The sequence below is a fragment of the Lysobacter gummosus genome (genome assembly GCF_001442805.1).
Classification (GTDB): Bacteria; Pseudomonadota; Gammaproteobacteria; order Xanthomonadales; family Xanthomonadaceae; genus Lysobacter; species Lysobacter gummosus.
Genome location: NZ_CP011131.1, coordinates 6,028,764 through 6,048,520, shown reverse-complemented (window position 1 = coordinate 6,048,520; position 19,757 = coordinate 6,028,764). Strand labels below are relative to the sequence as shown.

The window sequence follows — 19,757 nt, the reverse complement described above, 5'->3', positions numbered from 1 at the left end:
CGCGCAGCAACACTCGGCGGACAAAGCCGACCGAACCGTTCAACACGAAAATGATCGCGCGATCGCGCGCAACCGCGTTCAGCGATTGCCGCCAAACACCACCAGCAACAACATCGCCACGATCAACGCCGCCAGCGAAGCGAAGAAAATCTTCACCCAGCTGTAAGGCCGCTCACCCGCGATCTGCCCCGTGTAGCCGTTGGTCAACACCTGGAAACTGCGCGAGCCATAGGTGTAGCTGACCAGCCACACCGGCACCAGGATGTGCTTGAAGGTGCGGCCGCGAAAGCTCGCCTGCACCTGCAGATTGCGCTGCGTATCGCCCGGAACGTCGGCCGAACACAAGGCGCGGGTCTGCTCCTGCATCGACGCTTCGCCGCGCTGCGCGGCCTGGCGCAGATCGACCTGGTAACGCTCCACCAACCATCCACGCACGAATTCGGGCGAGTACGGCTTCAAATCCGTGGTGGTCGGAAACGTCCCGATCTGCTGCAGCAAAGCCTGGTGCACGCCGACCGTGCCCGGCACCAGTTCGTCGTCGAAGAAATGCTGCAACGAACCAGAGGCGTCTTCCCAGCGCGTGCGCTGCACCTGCCGGGTCTTGCGCTCGCCGTTCTCGGTATAGCTCTCGGTTTCGTAATAGTGATAACCGGCTTCGGCGGTCCAACTGGCCGAGACGTGGGCGTCGAAGGTCCAGTACGGCAGGTAGACGCCCTTGAGCGTGTCGGTCAACGCCGCGCTCTTGAGCCGGTTCGGTGCGAACCAGCGCGTGCCGTACCACTTGCGGATGGAATCGCGCACCTGGCCGTCGCTGATCTTGAACGGCAGCAGGCTTTGCGGCGTGACCGCATCGCCGAGCGACTGGTGGTCGATGATCGACGGCGAGCCGCAGAATTCGCAGCGATCGGCGACCTTGCCGTCGACGAACACCGAGATCGCCTTGCAGCTTTGGCACTGCACTTCGCGGCGCTGGGCATCGTCGCCGTAGCCGCGCTGGTCGGCCGGATGCTCGGCCAGGGCCTTGACCAGATCCAGCTCGGCCACCTGCTCGCCCAGCGCTTCCTGCGCGGGCGACCAGGGCACGATGGTGCCGCAATAGGGACAGGCCAGCGACTGCTTGGCCGCATTCCATTGCAGATCCCCGCCGCACTCCGGGCAGGGATGTTTTCCGACGGTGGCGCTGTCCATCAGCCGCGCAGGAATTCTTCGAGCGCGGCCTTGGCGATGCGGGTGGCGTTGCCGATCTTGCGCGCCTTCAGATCGCCCGAGGCGATCGCGGCCATCACGTCTTCGACCGACACGCCCAGCGTGGCGGCCGCCTGCTCGGGCGTGAGCACGTCCAGCGCGCCGGCGGCCGCAGCCGTGGCGGCGCCGCCCGCCGCGGGCGCGGCGGTGTTCTGCATGCTGCGCATCATTTCCTGGGCCATGCCGAAGCCGATCGCCATCTGCGCCGCGCCGCCGGCCGCGCCGCCGTCGCTGCCGTTTGCCATCGAGGTGCCCATCTGGAACTTGACGTAGTCGTTGAGGTTGCCGACCGCGCCCATGCTGGAACGCGCGTCGATGGCCTTCTCGACTTCCGGCGGCACCGAGACGTTTTCCAGCAGGAAGCTGGTGATCTCGATGCCGTACTTGGAAGTCATCGCCGGGTTGATGATCGGCAGCAGCGCGTCGCCGAGTTCGCCGTAGCGCGAGGCGACATCGAGCGCCGGCACCTTGGCGGTGGCGAGCGCATCGGTGAACACGCTGACGATGCGCGAACGCATGGTGTCGGCGAATTCGTCGAGACGGAAATTCTGGTCGGTGCCGGCGACTTCGCGCAGGAACTTGGGCGCATCGACGATACGGAAATCGTAGGTGCCGAACGCGCGCAGGCGGACCACGCCGAAGTCGGCGTCGCGCATCATCACCGGGTTGGAGGTGCCCCACTTGTTGCCGGTGAACAAACGCGTGTTGAGGAAATAGACATCGCATTTGAACGGCGAGTTGAAGCCGTACTTCCAGCCCAGGATGGTGGACAGGATCGGGATGTTCTCGGTCTTGAGCGTGTGCTTGCCGGGATTGAACAGGTCCGCGTACTGGCCGGCGGCGACGAACTGCACCTGCTGCGACTCGCGCACGATCAGCTGGGCGCCGTTCTTGATCTCCTTGTCGTCGTCCGGGTAGCGGAACGACAGCGTGTCGCGCGAGTCATCGGTCCACTCGATGATCTCCAGCAGCTCGCCCTTGATGAAACCCAGAATGCTCATGACCCGCTCCCGCTTCCTGCCTGTGGTGCGGCGATTCTAGAGCACGCCGATGGCGGCCCGGGCATCGGCGGCGGCGGCGATTGAGGCGGCGCGGCGAGGCCGGCGGCCGCGCGCACGGGGGCGGATGGAGCCGGCCGGGTCGGGTCGTGCACCGCGTCCGCGCGACCCGGCGCCGCCCCCGGCGCGGCCGCGTTTCACAACTGCGACAGGGGTTCGGGACGTGCCGGACGCGCCGCTCGCGCATGCCTGCGAACTGTGGCGGCGGTCGCGCGTTGCGCTGCAAACCGACACACCCGGTATCGGTAGGCGGCGCGATGGATGGCACACTCGGCATCTGACGCCCATCCCGGGGACCACCGCAACCTGAATGCTTGACAAACGCGGCCCGCTAGCGCGTCCTATCGGACGTGCGCCCGGCCCCGTATCGGACGGGTCTCGCGTACTTCAGGGGAGCTTTTACCAATGATCGTCGCTAACTATGACCGGCGTAGCAGCCGGCTGTGCGTTGTAAAGCAGGTTTCCGTCGTGCTCGCGCTCGGATGCGCGCTGGCCGCCTGCGGGAAAAAAGAAGACGCCGCGCCCGCCACGGACGCGACGCCCGCGCCCGCCGCCACCGCACCCGCGGTGACCGCGCAGAACGCCGTTTCGGCCAAGGTCTCGGCCCTGACGGTGGACCAATTGCGCGAAGCCGCGCGCAAGGCGTATGTGGAAAACCGTCTCTACGCGCCGGTCGAGGACAACGCCGTCGAGTACTACCTGGCCCTGCGCGAAAAAGCGCCGGCCGATGCGGTCGCCTCCAGCGCGCTGACCGACCTGCTGCCGATGACGGTCATCGCGACCGAACAGAGCGTGGGCCGCGAGGACTTCGCCGAAGCCCAGCGCCTGGCCGCGCTGATCGAACGCGCCGACGCCCAGCATCCGGCGCTGGCCCGTCTGAAGGCCAGCATCACCGCCGCCCAGGACGGGGTCGCCAAGCGCGCCGAGCAGGAAAAGCTCACCGCCGAGGAACAGGCCAAGAAGCAGGCCGAGCTGGAAAAGACCCGTCTGGACCAGCAGAAGCAACAGCAGCAGCAGGCCGCACAGCAACTGGCGACCCAGCAGGCCGCCGAACGCCAGGCCGCGACCCAGCGCGCCGCGGAGCAGAAAGCCGCCGAGCAACGCGCCGCCGAACAACGCAGCGCCCCCGAACCGGCCGCCGCGCCCGAGCGTCCGGCTCCGGCCGCCGCCGCGACGGCCTCGCCGAGCGACTTGCGCGCGGTGTCGACACCGGCCCCGCGGTATCCGCCGGAAGCCTTGCGCGCCGGCACCTCCGGCGAGGTCCAGGTCGAGTTCACCGTCGGCACCGACGGCTCGGTCACGGCCGCGCGCGTGGTGCGTTCCAACCCGGCGCGGGTGTTCGATCGCGAAGCGGTCAACGCGGTGCGCAAGTGGCGCTTCCAGCCGGTCCCCGGACCGGTCACCACGCGCCGCACGATCGGCTTCAACCCGGGCGGCTGATCGCACCAGGTCGAACCCATCGGCAAAACAAAAGCCCGGCGCAAGCCGGGCTTTTTTTTGTCTGAGGCCGCGGCCGCCGCGACACCGCGGCGGCCGCCCATCGCCGGCCTCAGCCGGAAATCGCCAACTGCTCGTTGTGATAACGCCGCACCGCCGCGAACCACAGCAGCGCCGCCAGCCCGAACGCGGTGGCCAGATACACCGCCCAGGTCTGGCCGGAGATCGCTTCGCCGCGGATCACCTTCAACAGCAGCTGGTTCTGGGCCAGGAACGGCACCGTGAACTGCCATAGCTGGGTCTTGAGCGGATTGACCATCAACACGAAGGTCGGGATCAGCGGCATCAACATCAGCCAGGTGATGTGGCTCTGCGCTTCCTTCAGGCTCTTGGCCGCGGCCGACAGGTAGGTCAGCAGGGCGGTGCCGATGAACGACATCGGCATCAGGATCAGCAGCATCTTGCCGATCGCCGGCAGGCCGACGTCGAGCATGCGGCCGATGCCGGAGGTCATCTGCGCGCTGAGCTTGAACGCGAGCAGGGTCAGCAGCAGCGAGAACAATCCCAGGATGCAGGCCGCGGCGATCTTGCCGCTGACGATCGCCCCGCGCGGCGCCGGCGTGGCCAGCAGCGGCTCCAGCGACTGGCGTTCGCGCTCGCCGGCGGTGGCGTCGATGATCAGGTACGCGCCGCCGATGAAGGAGGTCATGATCAGCAGGTACGGCAGCAGCGCCGACAGCACCAGGCCGCGCTTGGCCTCGGGCGTGGCGACGTCGCGATCGCCGACGTTGACCGGCTGGACGATGTTGGCCGAGATCCCGCGTGCCAGCAGCCGCAGCGCGCCGACCTGGCGGCTGTAGCCCTCCAGCGCCGCGCGCACGCGCCGGCTGGGGATTTCGGCGTCGCGGCGGGTGCTGTCCTGGACGATTTCCACCAGCGCCGGCTGGCCGTCCTTCCAATCCTGGGCGTAGTCCTTGCTGATGATCAGGCCGACGTCGCTGTCCTGGCTCTGGATCGCCGCGTCGAGATCTATCGGTGCGGCAATGGCGACGATGTTCTGCGTGGCCAGGAACTTGATCAGGTTCGGCGCGTGCTCGGCGCCGCGCACCGGCACCCGCAGCGCGGTGTCGAGTTGGGTGCGGGCGCGGTTCTCGGCCAGCGAGCCCATGCCCAGCATCAGCAGCGGATACAGCAGCGGGCCCATCAGCAGGGTGATGGCCAGGGTGCGGCGGTCGCGCGAGATGTCGCGCAGTTCCTTGCGGATCACCGACCACATGGCGGCGAAAGTACCGGTCTTCATGCGTGCAGTCCCTCGTCGCTGCCGATCGCCTTGACGAAGGCGTCTTCCAGATTGTCTTCGCCGGTGTGCGCGCGCAGTTCATCGGCGGTGCCGGCGGCGACCACCTGGCCCTTGGCGATGATCACGATGCGATCGCACAGCGCGGCCACCTCTTGCATGATGTGGCTGGAGAAGATCACACAGCGCCCTTCCTCGCGCAGGCCGCGCAGGAAGCCGCGCATCGCCCGCGTGGTCATCACGTCCAGGCCGTTGGTGGGTTCGTCCAGGATCACGTTGCGCGGGTCGTGCACCAGCGCGCGCGCGATCGCGGTCTTGGTGCGCTGGCCTTGCGAGAAGCCCTCGGTCTGGCGGTCGAGGATGTCGTCCATGTCCAGCGCCTGCGACAGCGCGCGGGTGCGCTGATCGATCTGGGCGCGGCTCATGCCGTGCAGCTCGCCGAAGTAGGCGATGTTCTCGCGCGCGGTCAGGCGCTTGTAGACGCCGCGCGCATCGGGCAGCACGCCCAGCGCGCGCCGCACCGCGGCCGCCTGCTTGGCCGCGTCCATGCCATCGACGCGCACTTCGCCGCGGTCGGGCTGCATCAGCGTGTAGAGCATGCGCAGCGTGGTGGTCTTGCCGGCGCCGTTGGGCCCGAGCAAGCCGGTGATCTCGCCGTCGCGGGCTTCGAAATCGACCCCTTGCACGGCCTGCACCAGGCCGGTCTTGGTCTTGAAGGATTTATGCAGATCGTGGGCGGTGATCATGATTTTCCACGTGATTCGGGATTGGGGATTCGGGATTGGCAAAAGCGGGCGGGGTCGCGATGTCCGGGCTTTCGAATCCCGAATCACAAATCCCCAATCCCGGCTCTCAGGGCTCCCACCCATTGAACGAAACGAACGGCGGCACGTAGCCCAGCGCGTCCAGGCAGCGCGCGTCGAGCTGCTTGGCGTTGGCGGTTTCGATGAACTGTCCCAGCAGCTTGGGCGTGCAGCCGATGCGCAGGGCGCCGTGGCCCTGGCCGCGGAGGATCAGGTGGCGGCCGTTGGGCAGGTGCTTGAGCACTTGCTCGCCGTAGCGCGGCGGGGTGACCGGATCGAGTTCGCCCGACAGCAGCAGCACCGGCAAGGGCGAGGCGAACGGCGCGTGGAAATCCTTCGGCCGCTGACCGGTCGGCCAGACCTTGCACTGCGCCTGCAGCACCTTGGTCATCGCATCGCCCAGCACGGTGTCGGCGTCGGCCGGATCGGCGACGAACAGGTCCGCGTCCTCGGCGCAGGTCACCGACAGCTGCATGCCGTAGTTGAGTTCTTCGCTGAGCTGGTTGCCGAGCATCTTCGACAGCGACATCAGCGGCGCGTAGCGGCCCTGGTCGGCTTCGTTGAGCATCAGCGGCAGCAGCGAGGCCGCTTCCGGTGCGTAGGAGAACATGCGCGTGAGCATCGCCACGTGGCCGGAGGTGACCTTCTCGCGCAGCTGTTCGCCGGTGCTGGGGTCGCGGTAGTCGACCTCGACCGGCGCGGCCTGCAGGCGCGCCATCAGCCGGCGCAACTGTTCGCGCGGCTCGCCGCCGAAGCGCGCGCGGCAGGCCGGGGTCTGCTGGCACAGCTTGAACTGCGCGGCCAGCGCCGAATCCAGATTGCGCGCGTGCTCGCTGCCCAGCACCAGTTCGTTCGGCGCCACGCCGTCGAGCACGACCGCGCGGGTGTGCTGCGGATAACGGCCGGCGTACTGCTGGGCGACGCGGGTGCCGTAGGAGACGCCGACCAGGTCGATCTTGGCCGCGCCGATCGCCGTGCGCACGAGGTCAAGGTCGGCGATGGCGTCGGTGGTGGTGAAGTAGCGGGCATCGACCTTCAGCGACTTGGCGCAGCGTTCGACCGCGGCGACCGAGTGGTCGAGCATGGCCTGCTCGCTCTGGCTGCCGTCGCTGTCGCCGGCCGCGTCGCGGCAGGTCAGCGGCGTGGACCGGCCGGTGCCGCGCTGGTCGACCAGGACGATGCTGCGGTGCTTGCGCACTTCGCGGAAGGCGCCATCGACCAGCGGCCACGACTCGGTCGCGGCCTGGCCGGGGCCGCCGGCGAGGAAGAACACCGGATCGTCGTCGACCGCGCTCTCATCGGTGGGCGGCAGCCAGGCGATATGCAGGTCGATCGTGCGTCCGTTCGGCGCGGCGTGGTTTTCCGGGACCTTGAAGGTCGCGCACTGGGCGGCGATGGTGCCGGCGGCGTAGGCCGAGGACAGCGTGCACGGGTCGAACACGATGCGGCCGTAGTGGCGTTTGACCGCCGCGGTCTTGCCGGCGCCGCCGCTCGCCGCGGCCGGCGTACCGCTGTTACTGCAACCGGCCAAAGCCAGTACCGCGAAGGCCGCGGCCAATCCCAAGGCCGCGTAGCGCGGCCGTTGTGCGTATCCGAATCGATGCATGGTCCGAGTCTCTTCCCCAAGGCGGGTGCGCCTTCAAGGATGACAGACGGGGGCTTCGGGAAGAATGTGACCGATCGCGGTGGGTGGAGCGAATCCCCCGCGCGGTGGGCTATGGCCCGGGATGGGGGATGCGCAGGCGCGTGCCCCCTTTTTTTAAAGGGGGCAACGGTTAGCGCGGCGTCCCCCGGGCTTTTGCTGTTCCCCCTTTGAAAAGGGGGGCAGGGGGGATTCGCTCTTAAGCCTTACTTGGACGAAATGTACTTCTCACGCCGAATCTGCGGCACCGGCAGCCCATGGCCCTTGAGCGCCTCGAAACAGGCATCGACCATGTTCGGATTGCCGCACAGATAAGCGATGTCGCCGTTCGCGTCCGGCGCGAACTCATCCAGGAACTGCTGCACATAGCCATGGCGCACATCGGCGTGCGGCTGCTCGGGCAACTCGCGCGAGAAGCACGGGACGAAGCGGAAGTTGGGTTCGCGATCGGCGAAGGCGCGGAACTCGTCGCCGTACAGCAGCTCGTCCGGGGTGCGCGCGCCGAACAGCAGCACCACCTGGATGCCGCGCTCGCGGATCAGGGTCTGCAACTGCGGCAGCATCGCCCGGTACGGGGTGACGCCGGTGCCGGTGCCGATCAGCAGGTAACGCCGGTTGGCGTCGCCCGGCATCAGGCAGAAACGCCCGAACGGGCCGCTGGCCAGGACCGGATCGCCCTCGTTCAAGCCTTCGAACAAGGCCGTCGCCGCGCCGCCGGGCACGTAGCTGACCGCGATCTCCACTTCCTCGCCCGGGCCCAGCGCATGGTCGTGGATGGTCGCCAGCGAATAGCTGCGCTTGGTCGCGGTGCCGTCGGCGTACTGGAAATGGATCTGGATGAACTGGCCGGGGATGTAGTCCAGCGGCTCGCCGTCGTCGCGCAGAAACACGTAGTGGCCGACGCTGGGCGCCAGCATCCTGCGCGAGACGAGCTTGAGCGGGAATTGCTTCATGTAGGTCGCATTCTCGGTGGGCGGTCCGGCCGGCTTGCGGCGCGATCGGACGCGGGAGGGGCCCGGCCGGCCCCGTCGCGATGATCGAGGCGACCGCCTGCGCAAAGCCTGGTGGGCGCAAAGCCTGTCCAGGGCGAGGTTCGGCCCGTCCTGGGCGAGGCAACGCGGGATTTCGCAACAGTCTGTGGCCGGAGTACCGCCACGGGGCCGCCTATACTAAGCCATTCGCCGCGAGGCCCGCGGCCAGCGATCCGAGAACCTTCCGCAATGACCCAGCCAACGGCCCCCGCCACGGGACCCGGTTCGGCAACGGCGCACTCCGGTGCCCCCGCGTCCGCTTCGGTGCCCGCCTTGTGTGTGCGCGACCTGCGCAAGACCTACGACAACAAAGTTCAGGCGCTCAAGGGCGTGTCCCTGAACGTCGCCCCGGGCGACTTCTTCGCCCTGCTCGGCCCCAACGGCGCCGGCAAGTCCACCCTGATCGGCATCGTCAGCTCGCTGGTGAATCTCAGCGAAGGCTCGGTGGAGATCTTCGGCACCGACCTGACCCGCAACCGCAGCGAAGCGATGCGCCTGATCGGCCTGGTGCCGCAGGAGCTCAACTTCAACATGTTCGAGAAGCCGCTCGACATCCTGGTCAACTACGCCGGCTTCTACGGCGTGCCGCGCGCGGTCGCGCTGCAGCGCGCCGAGGAAGAGCTCAAGCGCGCCCAGCTGTGGGAAAAGGCCACGATGATGAGCCGCACGCTGTCGGGCGGCATGAAGCGCCGGCTGATGATCGCGCGCGCCATGATGACCCGCCCGCGCCTGCTGATCCTGGACGAACCCACCGCCGGCGTGGACATCGAAATCCGCCGCGGCATGTGGAAGACCCTGCGCGAGATCAACGCCGCCGGCACCACCATCATCCTGACCACGCACTACCTGGAAGAAGCCGAGAACCTGTGCCGCAACCTGGCGATCATCGACCAGGGCCGCATCGTCCAGCAGGGCCCGATGCGCGCGCTGCTGGCGATGCTGGACGTGGAAGGCTTCCTGCTCGACATCGACGGCAGCCTGCCGGCGACGCTGCCGGCGATCGAAGGCGCGACCATCCTGGCCACCGACGACCACACCCTGGATCTGGAGATGCCGCGCGCGATGGATCTCAACCGCGTATTCGCCGCGCTCGGCGAAGCCGGCATCCGCGTGCGCTCGATGCGCACCAAGTCCAACCGACTGGAAGAACTGTTCGTGCGCATGATCAACCAGCCGTCCGAACCCACCCCCGCAACGACGGAGACCGCCGCATGAGCCAGACGCTTCCGGTGCAACCGGCCGACGCGATTCAAGCCACTTCCATGCGCCGCAACCTGGTCGCGCTGGGCACCATCGTGCGGCGCGAAGTCGCGCGCATCCTGCGCATCTGGGGCCAGACCCTGGTGCCGCCGGCGATCACCATGACCTTGTACTTCCTGATCTTCGGCGGCCTGATCGGCTCGCGCATCGGCGACATGGGGGGTTACACCTACATGGAGTTCATCGTCCCCGGCCTGGTGATGATGAGCGTGATCCAGAACAGCTACGGCAATATCTCCTCGAGCTTCTTCGGCGCCAAGTTCGGCCGCCATGTCGAGGAACTGCTGGTCAGCCCGATGCCGAACTGGGTGATCCTGTGGGGCTATGTGGCCGGCGCGGTGCTGCGCGGGCTGATGGTCGGCGCGATCGTGCTGCTGATCGCGATGTTCTTCACCAAGGTGCGGGTGCCGCACCCGCTGGTGACCTTCACCACCGTGCTGCTGGGCGCGACGATCTTCTCGCTGGCCGGCTTCATCAACGCGGTGTATGCGAAGAAGTTCGACGACGTCGCCATCGTCCCGACCTTCATCCTGACCCCGCTGACCTACCTGGGCGGCGTGTTCTATTCGGTCAAGCTGCTGCCGGCCTGGGCCGAAGCCGCCACTCACGCCAATCCGATCTTCTACATGGTCAATGCATTCCGCTACGGCCTGCTCGGCAGCAGCGACGTGCCGGTGCTGGTCGCCTATGCGCTGATGCTGGCCTTCGTGGTCGGGCTGTCGTCGCTGGCGCTGTGGCTGCTCAAGCGCGGCGTGGGATTGCGCAGCTGATTGATCTGGAAGTGAGTGCGCAGGAGTGAGGAACGAGTATTGGCTTTCGCTCACTCCTCACTTCTCCGCACTCGTTCCTGGCCTTTGACCCCATCTGCACCGCCGCCGCGTTACAACCTCAGCGCCCGCACCGGGCGGATTCGATTTGGGAGTTGCCCATGCGCCTGATGCCTTTCGCCGCGTTGCTCACCGTCGCGGTTCTCGCCGCCGCCTGCTCCAAACCGCCGGCCGCCGATCCGGCGGTGGCCGATGCGAGCGCGAACAAGCCTGCAGACACCGCCGCGCCCGCGACCGATACGCCCCCCGCCGACGCGCCCGAGACCATCCAGCCCATGGGCAAGATCGGCGCCGATCAGGTCGGCAAGGTCAGTCCGGTGCCCGCGTTCAAGGGCTTCGGCGAACACTGGAGCATCGAGATCCAGGCCACCGGCGAGATGAATCACAAGGTCGATCTGACCTGGGGCAGCGGCAGCGAGAAAGCCAGCGGCAGCGCGCGCTACAACGGTCAGCCGGCCGACGCGCCGAGCACGCTGATCGTGCTCAGCGGCGAGCTGGCCGGCAAGGACGGCGCCAAGCCGATGACCATCGAGATCAGCCGCCAGGAATGCACCGACGACGGCGACAACAAGCACATGCAGTCGGTCAGCGTGCACGTGGACGGCATGGACACGTTCAAGGGCTGCGGCGATCTGGCCATGTACTGAGCCCTTCATTGCGGCGAAACCGAAACGGCCCGCGATGCGGGCCGTTTTCGTTTGCCCGGCGCGTGCGTATCAAGCGCGCCCGTGCAGCCAGCGCACCAGCAGCCACGACAGCATCGGCGCGAACAACAGGATCAGCAGCACCGCGGTGATCCGTGCGGGCAGGTCCCAGCTTTCGCCGGCGGTGACCACCGGCAGCGAAGCGGCGACAATCAACACCGGCGTGAGCAGCGACGACAGCAGCGCCGGCACCGCGCCCGCGCCGCGCCGCATCGGCAGCGCCAAGGCGAACAGGCCGTGCACCGCGCCGACGGCGAGCGCGACCACGCTCATGCCCGCGCCCCGTTCGCCCTGGCCCAGCGAAGTGAAGGCCGCGGCCACGTTCTGCACCAGCAGCAACAGGCCCGCGCACAGGCTCGCCGCGACCAGCGCGCCGATCACCCTGCGTTGCCCGGAACTCCAGCTCACCGGCGTGTCGCCGCGCCCGCCCAGCCGCCACGCGATCGGCAGCGCGACTGCGTTGATCACGATCACCTTGATCGCGCCGAGCGCCGACACCCAGATCAGCAGCTCGTGCCGGCTGCGATCCTTGAGCAAGGCGGCCAAGGCCTGGTTCTGGCCCATCGACCAGGCCACGCCGAGGCCGAAGATCAGCACCAGCGCGGCCAGCACCGCGAACCACGCGCGCCGCGGCGTGCCGCGGCGATCGACCAGCGCGCAACCCAGCGCCAGCACGAAACCGAACAGCAGGCCGATCGAGCACAGCCACTGCACGATCTGCGCCGCCGCCGAAGCCGTCGCGCGCGCGTCGGCGGGCGTGGTGATCGTGCCGATCAGGACGAAGGCCGCCGACAGGATCAGCGCCAGCCAGGCGACGGCCATCGGAACGAAGACGGGCGATCGGTTTTCGGAGACGGCGGTCGGCATGCGGAGTCCTGGCAAGGCGTCGGGGCGATGGGCGGCGGCGTCCCGGTTCGAACGCGAAGAGTAGCGAGTTCGGCCGCTCCGCGTCGCGGCGCAGTCGGCGAATTCCAGCGGCGCGGCCTGGCTCGAACGCGTGCGCGAACGAGGCGATGCCCATGCCTTGCGTGTTGTCCGCTATCGCGCAGGCAACGCGTTGGTGAGTGAACCGCGACGCGCGCAAGCGCTCGCGGCCCGCACCGGTCGGCCGTGCCGGCCGGCTTTCACGGATGCCGCGGCCGCTCGTTGATAGCGGTACCGGCGGCACGACGTCGCCCCCTCCAGGAGTCTTCCATGCGCGTTTCCATCACTGCCGCCGCTCTGGCGCTGGCCGCCGCGCTCGCGGCGCCTTGTGCGTTCGCACAGGCCATCACCTTTCCCTCGCCGGCCTTCCGCGGCGGCAATACCGATTGGAGGGTGGTGCTGACTACGGACAGCACATTGAATGTGGTCTACGCGCTGACCGTGCCGGAAGCCAAGAAGCTCCTCAACGGCCCGCTGGATCAGACCGCCGCGCCGCAGGGCCAGTACCAGCTGGTGGGCGTGATCGGCCAGGAAAAGACCGGATTGAAGGTGCAGATCGCGCCGGTCAAGCTGGGCCAGGTGTGCAAGGACAACAAGGGCAATACCGGCGGCAAGTACGGGCCCTACACCTACGCGATCATGGTCACGCCGGCGGCGAAGAACGCCGGTCCCGACCACAAGGCCTGGCCGGCGCTGTGGTACGGCTGCGGCAATTTCACCCTGGACTGACCGAAGGGCCGGGCCGGCGCGCGAATCTCAGCGCGCCGGCAAGCGGAAGAACGCGCTCGCCGCCGCGCTGCTGTTGGCGGCGGTGACCGCGACCTCCTCGCCGCGATCGCGGGCGAGTTCCTCGACGATATGCGCCAGGTACATCGGCTCGTTGCGCCGGTGCGACGGCGCCGGCTTCACCGTGCGCGGCAGCAGATACGGCGCGTCGGTCTCGATCATCAACCGCTGCGCCGGAATATGCTTGACCAGCTCGCGCAGGTGCAGGCCGCGGCGCTCGTCGCACAGCCAGCCGGTGATGCCGACGTACCAGTCCTGATCGAGGTAATCGAACAACTCCTCGCGCGTGCCGGTGAAGCAGTGCACCACCGCCGCGCCGAGCTTGCCGTCGAAGTTCTTCATCATCGCCATGAAATCGGCATGCGCGTCGCGCTGGTGCAGGAACAGCGGCTTGCCGGTGTCCACCGCGGTCTGCAACTGCATCTCGAACGCGCGCCGCTGCGCCGGGCGCGGCGAGAAGTCGCGGAAATAATCCAGGCCGCATTCGCCGACCGCGACCACCTCATCGTGCGACAGCAACTCACGCATTTCCGCGTCGCACTCGGCGGTGTATTCGGTGGCGTGATGCGGATGCACGCCGGCGGTGGCGAACAGCTCGCCCGGGTATTGCCGCGCCAGCTCCAGCGCCTTGGGCGAATGCTCGCGGCTGGCGCCGGTGATCACCATGCGCGCCACGCCGGCATCGCGCGCGCGCTGCAGCACCGCCTCGCGGTCGGGATCGAAGCTGTCGTGGGTGAGGTTGGCGCCGATGTCGATCAGTTGCATGGGATCACGAAGAGAGGGGCTTGGAGGCCGCAATGCCCAAGTTTACTAGCCCGCTCTCGCTTTTCCCCCCTTTGAAAAGGAGGGGAGGGGGGATTTGCTGTTGCTCCCGCGGTAAAGCGCCAAAAGCAAATCTCCCTCACCCCCCTTTTTCAAAGGCGGGAAAACGGTGGTGCAGATGAGGGAGCAGGCAATCGCGCCACGCCGCACAACCGCGCACGTATCCTTATGCAGGTGACCACCGCCCAATTCCCGATCGATTCCCTGCTGCCGGCGATCCGCGACAGCCTCGCCGCGCACCCGCGGCTGGTGCTGGAAGCGCCGCCCGGCGCCGGCAAGACCACGCAAGTGCCGCCGGCGCTGCTCGATGCGCCGTGGCTGGACGGCCGCAAGATCATCGTGCTCGAACCGCGCCGCGTCGCCGCGCGCGCCGCCGCCAACTTCATGGCGCGCCAGCGCGGCGAAGCCGCGGGCGAGACGGTCGGCTACCGCATCCGTTTCGAAAACAAGGTCGGCCCGCGCACCCGCATCGAGGTCGTCACCGAAGGCATCCTGACCCGCATGATCCAGGACGATCCGACCCTGGACGGCGTCGGCGCCCTGCTGTTCGACGAATTCCACGAACGCCACCTCGCCGCCGACCTGGGCCTGGCATTGGCGCTGGACGTGCAGGCCTCGCTGCGCGAAGACCTGCGCATCGTGGTGATGTCGGCGACCCTGGACGGCGAACGCCTGGCGCAATTTCTCGATGCGCCGCGCCTGAGCAGCGCCGGCCGCAGTTATCCGGTGACGCTCGCGCACTTTCCGGCGCGGCGCGAGGAAAAGCTCGAACACCAGATCAAGCGCGCGGTCGAGCACGCGCTCGTCAGCCATCCCGGCGATGTGCTGGCGTTCCTGCCCGGCCAGCGCGAAATCGCCCGCGCCGAAGCCGCGCTGGCCGGCAGTGAGGCCGCGCGCGGCGTCGATGTGCTGAGCCTGCACGGCGAATTGCCGGTGGAACAGCAAAGCCGCGTGCTGCAGCCCGATCCCGACGGCCGCCGCCGCGTGGTGCTGGCGACCAACGTCGCCGAATCCAGCGTGACCCTGCCGGGCGTGCGCATCGTTATCGACTCGGGTCTGGCGCGCGAACCGCGCTACGACCCCAACAGCGGCTTCGCCCGCCTCGATGTGGTGTCCATCGCCCAGGCCTCGGCCGATCAGCGCGCCGGCCGCGCCGGCCGCGTCGCCGAGGGCTGGGCCTATCGGCTGTGGCCGGAATCGCAGCGGCTGGAGCCGCAGCGCCGTCCCGAAATCGCCCAGGTCGAACTGGCCGGGCTGGTGCTGGAACTCGCCGCCTGGGGCGATGCCGGCCTGCGTTTCGTCGATCCACCGCCGGGCGGGGCGATGGCCGCCGCGCGCGAACTGCTGCTGCGCCTGGGCGCGCTGGAAGGCAGCGGTACGCAGGGCGCGACGATCACCGCGTTCGGCAAACGCATGCTCGCGCTCGGCACGCACCCGCGCCTGGCGGCGATGCTGCTGGCGCCGAACGATGCGCGCGAACGCGCGCTGGCCTGCGATCTGGCCGCGTTGATCGAAGCGCGCGATCCGCTGCGCAGCGGTGGCGACGCCTTGGCCGCGCGCTGGCAGGCGCTGGCCGCGTTCCGCGGCGGGCGCGCGCCGGCCGATGCCTCGCGTTCGGCCCTGGCCGCGCTCGATCAGGCCGCCAGGCAATGGCGCCGGCGTTTGCGCGTGGAGACGAATCCGCCCGCGAGCGTGCCCGCGCATGCGCTCGGCGATCTGCTGCTGCATGCGTTTCCCGATCGCATCGCCCGCCAACATCCCGGCGATCCGTATCGCTACCAACTCGCCAACGGCCGCAGCGCGAAACTGTTCGACGACAGCGCGGTGTACGGCGAGCCGTGGCTGGTGATCGCCGAATTGCGCGACGATCCGCGCGATGCCCGCATCCTGCGCGCCGCGCCGCTCGACGAAGCGCGATTGGAACGCGAGTTCCCGCAACGCTTCGTCAGCGAAGACCGGGTGCTGTGGGACGCCGGCGCGCGCGGCATCGCCGCGGTGCGCGAGCGTCGCTTCGACCGCATCGTGCTCGACAGCCGGCCGCTGGCCAAACCCGATCCGGCGCGTTACGCCGATGCGCTGGTCGATGCGGTGCGCCAGCTCGGCCTGGACGCGCTGCCGTGGACCGAATCGCTGCGGCAGTGGCGCGCGCGCATTCGCTGCCTGCGCGAGTGGATGCCGGAACTGGCCAAGGGCGAGCACGCGCTGCCGGATCTGAGCGACGAGGCCTTGTTGGCCGGCCTCGACGCCTGGCTCAAGCCGGCGCTGCGCGGCAAGACCCGGCTCGACGCGCTGGACGAAGCCGCGTTCGGCGAGGCGCTGCGTTCGCTCGCGGACTGGACCTGGCGGCAGAAGCTCGAAACCCTCGCGCCCACCCGCATCGCCGTGCCGTCGGGGCAGGAGCGCGCGATTCAGTATCACTTCGAAGAAGAACGCCACGACCCGCATGTCGGCGCGTCGGCGCCGGTGCTGGCGGTGAAGCTGCAGGAATTGTTCGGCCTGGCCGACACGCCGCGCATCGCCGACGGCCGCGTGCCGCTGACCTTGCACCTGCTCTCGCCAGCCGGCCGGCCCTTGCAGGTCACCCAGGATCTGCGCGGGTTCTGGGAGCGCGGCTATCTCGAAGTCAGGAAGGAAATGAAGGGACGTTATCCGCGCCACCCGTGGCCGGACGATCCGTGGACGGCGACCGCGACGCATCGGGCCAAGCCGCGCGGGACGTGATGGGGCGAGGAACGAGTGCGCAGGAGTGAGAAATGAGTAAAAGCTTGTGGCCAGCAGGCACGCGTTACGTAGCTGGCTTTCACTCATTTCTCACTCCTGCGCACTCGTTCCTGGCTTAAAGCATTCAGCCCCCAGCCGGCCTTGCGCGCCGCCGCTCACAGAATTTCAACGGTGGCGCCCCGACACTGGGGATCGTTTCTCCTGTCCAGGACCGACACGATGAGCAAGTTCGAATCCCTGCCCGACCGCGCGCTGGAACTGGTGCACGCGATCAGCGCCAATCTGAAGGAAGCCGCGCCCAAGGCCGGCCAATGGCTCGAAACCGGCGCCAAGTTCGGCGCTCTGAAGACCGGTGCGCGCACCGCTGGCGGTTTCATCCGCCGCAATCCGGTGGTCGCGGTCGCCGCGGTCGCCGGCGCCGGTCTGCTGTGGTACGCCGCCGCGCGCCGCAAGGCCCGCATCCAGGCTGAAGGCGGCGAAGCGATCGAAGGCAGCGCGCGCCGCATCGACGCGCGCCGCTCCGAGCGTGCCGAACCGCGCCGCCGCCGCGCCAGCCGCAACGGCGGCGACGAATCGACGGAGTGATCCGGCGCCGGCCGGGTCCTTAGCCGGACCGTCCGCGCACCGCGCCGGCGCATGCCGTCGCGGCGATCGCATACACGAAGGCCGACGCATGCGTCGGCCTTTGTCTTGATACGCGCGCGATGGCTCTCGGCGAACAATCCGCGCCTGGAAGCGGCCAGCAAAAAGCCGGCGCAAGGCCGGCCTGGATATCGATGAGTCCGTGCGAACGGCTTCGCCGCCGAACGCCGCGGACGCCTTACTCGCGCGCCGCCTCCGGCAACTCGATGATGAAACGCGAGCCGCCCTGCTTGCGTTCCTCGTACCACAGCTGGCCGCCGGCATTGACCACGATCTGCTTGGCCAGCGACAGGCCCAGGCCGTTGGACAGGCCGTCGTCCACGTCGGCGTCGTGCAGGCGCACGAACGGCTTGAACAGCTCGCGCTGGCGCGCGAGCGGAATGCCCGGGCCGCGGTCGGCGACGATCAGCTGCCAGAAACCCGGCGCGCTGTTGCGCGCGGCCAGCAGCAGATCGCTGTTGGGCGCGTACTTCATCGCGTTGGTGACCAGGTTCTCGCTGACCTGACGCAGCACGCGTGGGTCCATCGCGACCTGCGCCGCGCCGTTGGGCGGCGGCTGCACTTCCACGCGGATGCCGCGCGCGTCCAACTGCATTTCGTAGCGGCGCACCAGCCACACCAGGGTCTCGGCCAGATCGGCGCGGCCGGTCTGCTCCGCGCGCTCGCGCGTGCCGGCCTGGCTTTCCAGGTAATGGCGGATATAGCCCAGGGCGTCGTCGGCGCTTTCGTGGATCATCTGCAGGTAGCGCGGTATGCGCTCGGGCTTGCAGCCGTTGTTCATCAACAGGTCGCTGGCGAACAGCACGCTGGTCAGCGGGTTCTTCAGATCGTGCGCGACCAGGTTGACCAGTTCCTCGCGTTCGCGCGCGACCCGCTCCAGGCGGTCGCGGGTCAGCTTCAGGCCGACATGGGCGTTGACCCGCGCCAGCAGTTCTTCCGGCAGGAACGGCTTGGTGACGTAATCGACCACGCCGGCGTCGAAGGCGCGCAGCAACAGGTCGCGGTCGTGCGCCGCGGTGACGAACACCACCGGCACCCGCAGCGGCGAGCCGGCGCGCAGCGCGGCCATGACTTCGAAGCCGTCCATGCCCGGCATCATCACGTCGAGCAGAATCAGGTCCGGCGGCGCGGCGGCGTACAGCTCCAGGGCCTCGTCGCCGGTCGAAGCGGACACCACTTCATAGCCCTGGCGGGACAATAGGGCAGTCACCACGCGGAGATTTGCGGCCTGATCGTCGACGACGAGGATGCGGCCGGTGGATGTCGCGGGTGTACTCATACGTCCTGTAGGTCCCCGTTGAGGCGCTGGATCGCTACGAATTTCACGTCAATTTCGCATACGTGAACCGCGTGGAAATCGTGTGGAAAGTTAACAGAAACCTTCACGCAAAGGCGGGATGGTCTCCGAAAAAGCTGAATCGTTCACGCCTGTGCGACGAGCTGCCGCAGTCAGCAAGACAACGTTGCAGTTTCGGTGTGACTGGAGCTTTTGCGGCGGCGCATCATGCCCACCCCGGCATTAAGGAAACCGCAATGAATCCGCGTCCCCTCGGTCGTTCCTCCCTGTATGTGGCGCCGCTGGCCTTCGGAGGCAACGTGTTCGGCTGGAGCGCCGATCAGGCCGCCAGCTTCGCCCTGCTCGACGCCTTCACCGAGGCCGGGTTTTCGCTGGTCGATACCGCCGACGTGTACTCGGCCTGGGTGCCGGGCAACCAGGGCGGCGAGTCGGAGACCCTGATCGGGCGCTGGCTGGCTCAGGGCGGCGGACGCCGCGAGCGCATCGTCATCGCGACCAAGCTCGGCAAGTGGGGGCCGCGCCGCGGGCTGGCCCCGGCCAATATCCAGGCGGCGGTCGAGGACTCGCTGCGCCGGCTTGGCACCGATGTCATCGATCTGTACCAGGCGCACGAAGACGATGCCTCGGTACCGCTGGAAGACACGCTGGGTGCGTTCGCGCGGCTGATCGAACAAGGCAAGGTGCGTGCGATCGGCGCTTCCAACTACTCCGCCGCGCGTCTGGCCCAGGCCCTGGACGTGTCCGAGCGCCACGGCTTGCCGCGCTACGAAACCCTGCAGCCGGAATACAACCTCTACGATCGCGCCGGCTTCGAGGCGCAGTTGCAGCCGCTGGCGCGCGAACGCGGCCTGGGCGTCATCAACTATTACTCGCTGGCCAGCGGCTTTCTCACCGGCAAGTACCGCAGCCGCGCCGATCTGGGCAAGAGCCGCGCGCGCGGCGGCGCGGTCGCCAAGTATCTCGACGCGCGCGGGCTGCGCATTCTCGCCGCGCTGGACGCAGTCGCCGCCGGCCACCGCGGCGCGACGCCAGCGCAGGTCGCACTGGCCTGGCTGATCGCGCGGCCGTCGATCGCCGCACCGATCGCCAGCGCCACCAGCGTGGCGCAGTTGCAGGAGCTGATCGCCGCGGCGCGGCTGAGCTTGTCGGCCGATGAGATCGCCGCGCTCGATGCCGCCAGCGCGGGTGGGTGAGCGCCGGTTTCCAATGCCGGCGCCGATGCCTCAAATCGCCCGCAGTGGCCCGCGCGTTCTGTACGGGT

General features: G+C 68.4%; 17 protein-coding genes. 8 read left to right on the top strand and 9 right to left on the bottom strand.

Features of this window, described 5'->3' with window-relative positions; translation table 11 throughout:
- Positions 1-78: 78 nt before the first annotated feature.
- Both LG3211_RS24560 and LG3211_RS24555 read right to left on the bottom strand, forming a co-directional pair.
- Positions 79-1,188: a TFIIB-type zinc ribbon-containing protein gene (locus tag LG3211_RS24560; RefSeq protein ID WP_057945150.1), complete on the bottom strand. Its 1,110-nt coding sequence runs from the start codon at positions 1,186-1,188 to the stop codon at positions 79-81.
- Complete coding sequence (locus LG3211_RS24555; RefSeq protein WP_057945149.1) at positions 1,188-2,246, bottom strand: SPFH and helix-turn-helix domain-containing protein; 1,059 nt, start codon at positions 2,244-2,246, stop codon at positions 1,188-1,190. Before LG3211_RS24555 ends, LG3211_RS24560 begins: the two co-directional genes overlap by 1 nt.
- Positions 2,247-2,708: 462 nt before the next feature.
- Between LG3211_RS24555 and LG3211_RS24550 the strand changes: the two genes are divergently transcribed.
- On the top strand, positions 2,709-3,743 hold the full coding sequence (locus LG3211_RS24550) for an energy transducer TonB (RefSeq protein WP_057945148.1): 1,035 nt from the start codon (positions 2,709-2,711) through the stop codon (positions 3,741-3,743).
- Positions 3,744-3,852: 109 nt separating this feature from the next.
- On the opposite strand, the gene LG3211_RS24545 is transcribed toward LG3211_RS24550, so the two are convergent.
- From LG3211_RS24545 to LG3211_RS24530, 4 genes are all read right to left on the bottom strand, one after another.
- Complete coding sequence (locus LG3211_RS24545; RefSeq protein ID WP_057945147.1) at positions 3,853-5,040, bottom strand: ABC transporter permease; 1,188 nt, start codon at positions 5,038-5,040, stop codon at positions 3,853-3,855.
- On the bottom strand, positions 5,037-5,783 hold the full coding sequence (locus LG3211_RS24540) for an ABC transporter ATP-binding protein (protein WP_057945146.1): 747 nt from the start codon (positions 5,781-5,783) through the stop codon (positions 5,037-5,039). Before LG3211_RS24540 ends, LG3211_RS24545 begins: the two co-directional genes overlap by 4 nt.
- Positions 5,784-5,889: 106 nt before the next feature.
- On the bottom strand, positions 5,890-7,446 hold the full coding sequence (locus tag LG3211_RS24535) for an alpha/beta hydrolase (RefSeq protein ID WP_057945145.1): 1,557 nt from the start codon (positions 7,444-7,446) through the stop codon (positions 5,890-5,892).
- Between the two features lie 242 nt (positions 7,447-7,688).
- The gene (locus LG3211_RS24530; protein ID WP_057945144.1) at positions 7,689-8,435 is read right to left on the bottom strand and encodes a ferredoxin--NADP reductase; all 747 of its coding nucleotides are present in this window, start codon (positions 8,433-8,435) and stop codon (positions 7,689-7,691) included.
- Between the two features lie 267 nt (positions 8,436-8,702).
- Between LG3211_RS24530 and LG3211_RS24525 the strand changes: the two genes are divergently transcribed.
- The 3 genes from LG3211_RS24525 to LG3211_RS24515 all read left to right on the top strand — a co-directional run bounded on the left by LG3211_RS24525 (position 8,703) and on the right by LG3211_RS24515 (position 11,247).
- Positions 8,703-9,728, top strand: coding sequence for an ABC transporter ATP-binding protein (locus tag LG3211_RS24525; RefSeq protein ID WP_083512827.1), 1,026 nt, complete (start codon positions 8,703-8,705; stop codon positions 9,726-9,728).
- Between the two features lie 47 nt (positions 9,729-9,775).
- The gene (locus LG3211_RS24520; protein WP_187313212.1) at positions 9,776-10,543 is read left to right on the top strand and encodes an ABC transporter permease; all 768 of its coding nucleotides are present in this window, start codon (positions 9,776-9,778) and stop codon (positions 10,541-10,543) included.
- Positions 10,544-10,701: 158 nt separating this feature from the next.
- Positions 10,702-11,247, top strand: a complete 546-nt coding sequence (locus tag LG3211_RS24515) for a hypothetical protein (RefSeq protein ID WP_057945141.1) — start codon at positions 10,702-10,704, stop codon at positions 11,245-11,247.
- 69 nt (positions 11,248-11,316) lie between these two features.
- Here the strand turns inward: LG3211_RS24515 and LG3211_RS24510 are convergent, their stop codons facing one another.
- A complete protein-coding gene (locus tag LG3211_RS24510; RefSeq protein WP_057945140.1) occupies positions 11,317-12,171 on the bottom strand; it encodes a hypothetical protein in 855 nt (284 codons plus the stop codon).
- A 327-nt stretch (positions 12,172-12,498) separates the two neighbouring features.
- Between LG3211_RS24510 and LG3211_RS24505 the strand changes: the two genes are divergently transcribed.
- Complete coding sequence (locus tag LG3211_RS24505) at positions 12,499-12,957, top strand: hypothetical protein (protein ID WP_057945139.1); 459 nt, start codon at positions 12,499-12,501, stop codon at positions 12,955-12,957.
- A gap of 27 nt (positions 12,958-12,984) precedes the next feature.
- On the opposite strand, the gene LG3211_RS24500 is transcribed toward LG3211_RS24505, so the two are convergent.
- Entirely contained in the window at positions 12,985-13,779 is a 795-nt protein-coding gene (locus tag LG3211_RS24500) for a TatD family hydrolase (RefSeq protein WP_057945138.1), read from the bottom strand.
- 231 nt (positions 13,780-14,010) lie between these two features.
- On the opposite strand from LG3211_RS24500, the gene hrpB reads away from it, so the two are divergent.
- Together hrpB and LG3211_RS24490 are read left to right on the top strand one after the other, a co-directional pair.
- Positions 14,011-16,557: an ATP-dependent helicase HrpB gene (hrpB, locus tag LG3211_RS24495; protein ID WP_057945720.1), complete on the top strand. Its 2,547-nt coding sequence runs from the start codon at positions 14,011-14,013 to the stop codon at positions 16,555-16,557.
- A gap of 219 nt (positions 16,558-16,776) precedes the next feature.
- Positions 16,777-17,142, top strand: coding sequence for a hypothetical protein (locus LG3211_RS24490; protein WP_057945137.1), 366 nt, complete (start codon positions 16,777-16,779; stop codon positions 17,140-17,142).
- Positions 17,143-17,377: 235 nt separating this feature from the next.
- Here the strand turns inward: LG3211_RS24490 and LG3211_RS24485 are convergent, their stop codons facing one another.
- The gene (locus tag LG3211_RS24485) at positions 17,378-18,412 is read right to left on the bottom strand and encodes a hybrid sensor histidine kinase/response regulator (protein WP_187313103.1); all 1,035 of its coding nucleotides are present in this window, start codon (positions 18,410-18,412) and stop codon (positions 17,378-17,380) included.
- Between the two features lie 320 nt (positions 18,413-18,732).
- Here LG3211_RS24485 and LG3211_RS24480 point away from each other — a divergent pair, with 320 nt between their 5' ends.
- Positions 18,733-19,689, top strand: coding sequence for an aldo/keto reductase (locus tag LG3211_RS24480; RefSeq protein ID WP_057945135.1), 957 nt, complete (start codon positions 18,733-18,735; stop codon positions 19,687-19,689).
- Positions 19,690-19,757: the final 68 nt, after the last annotated feature.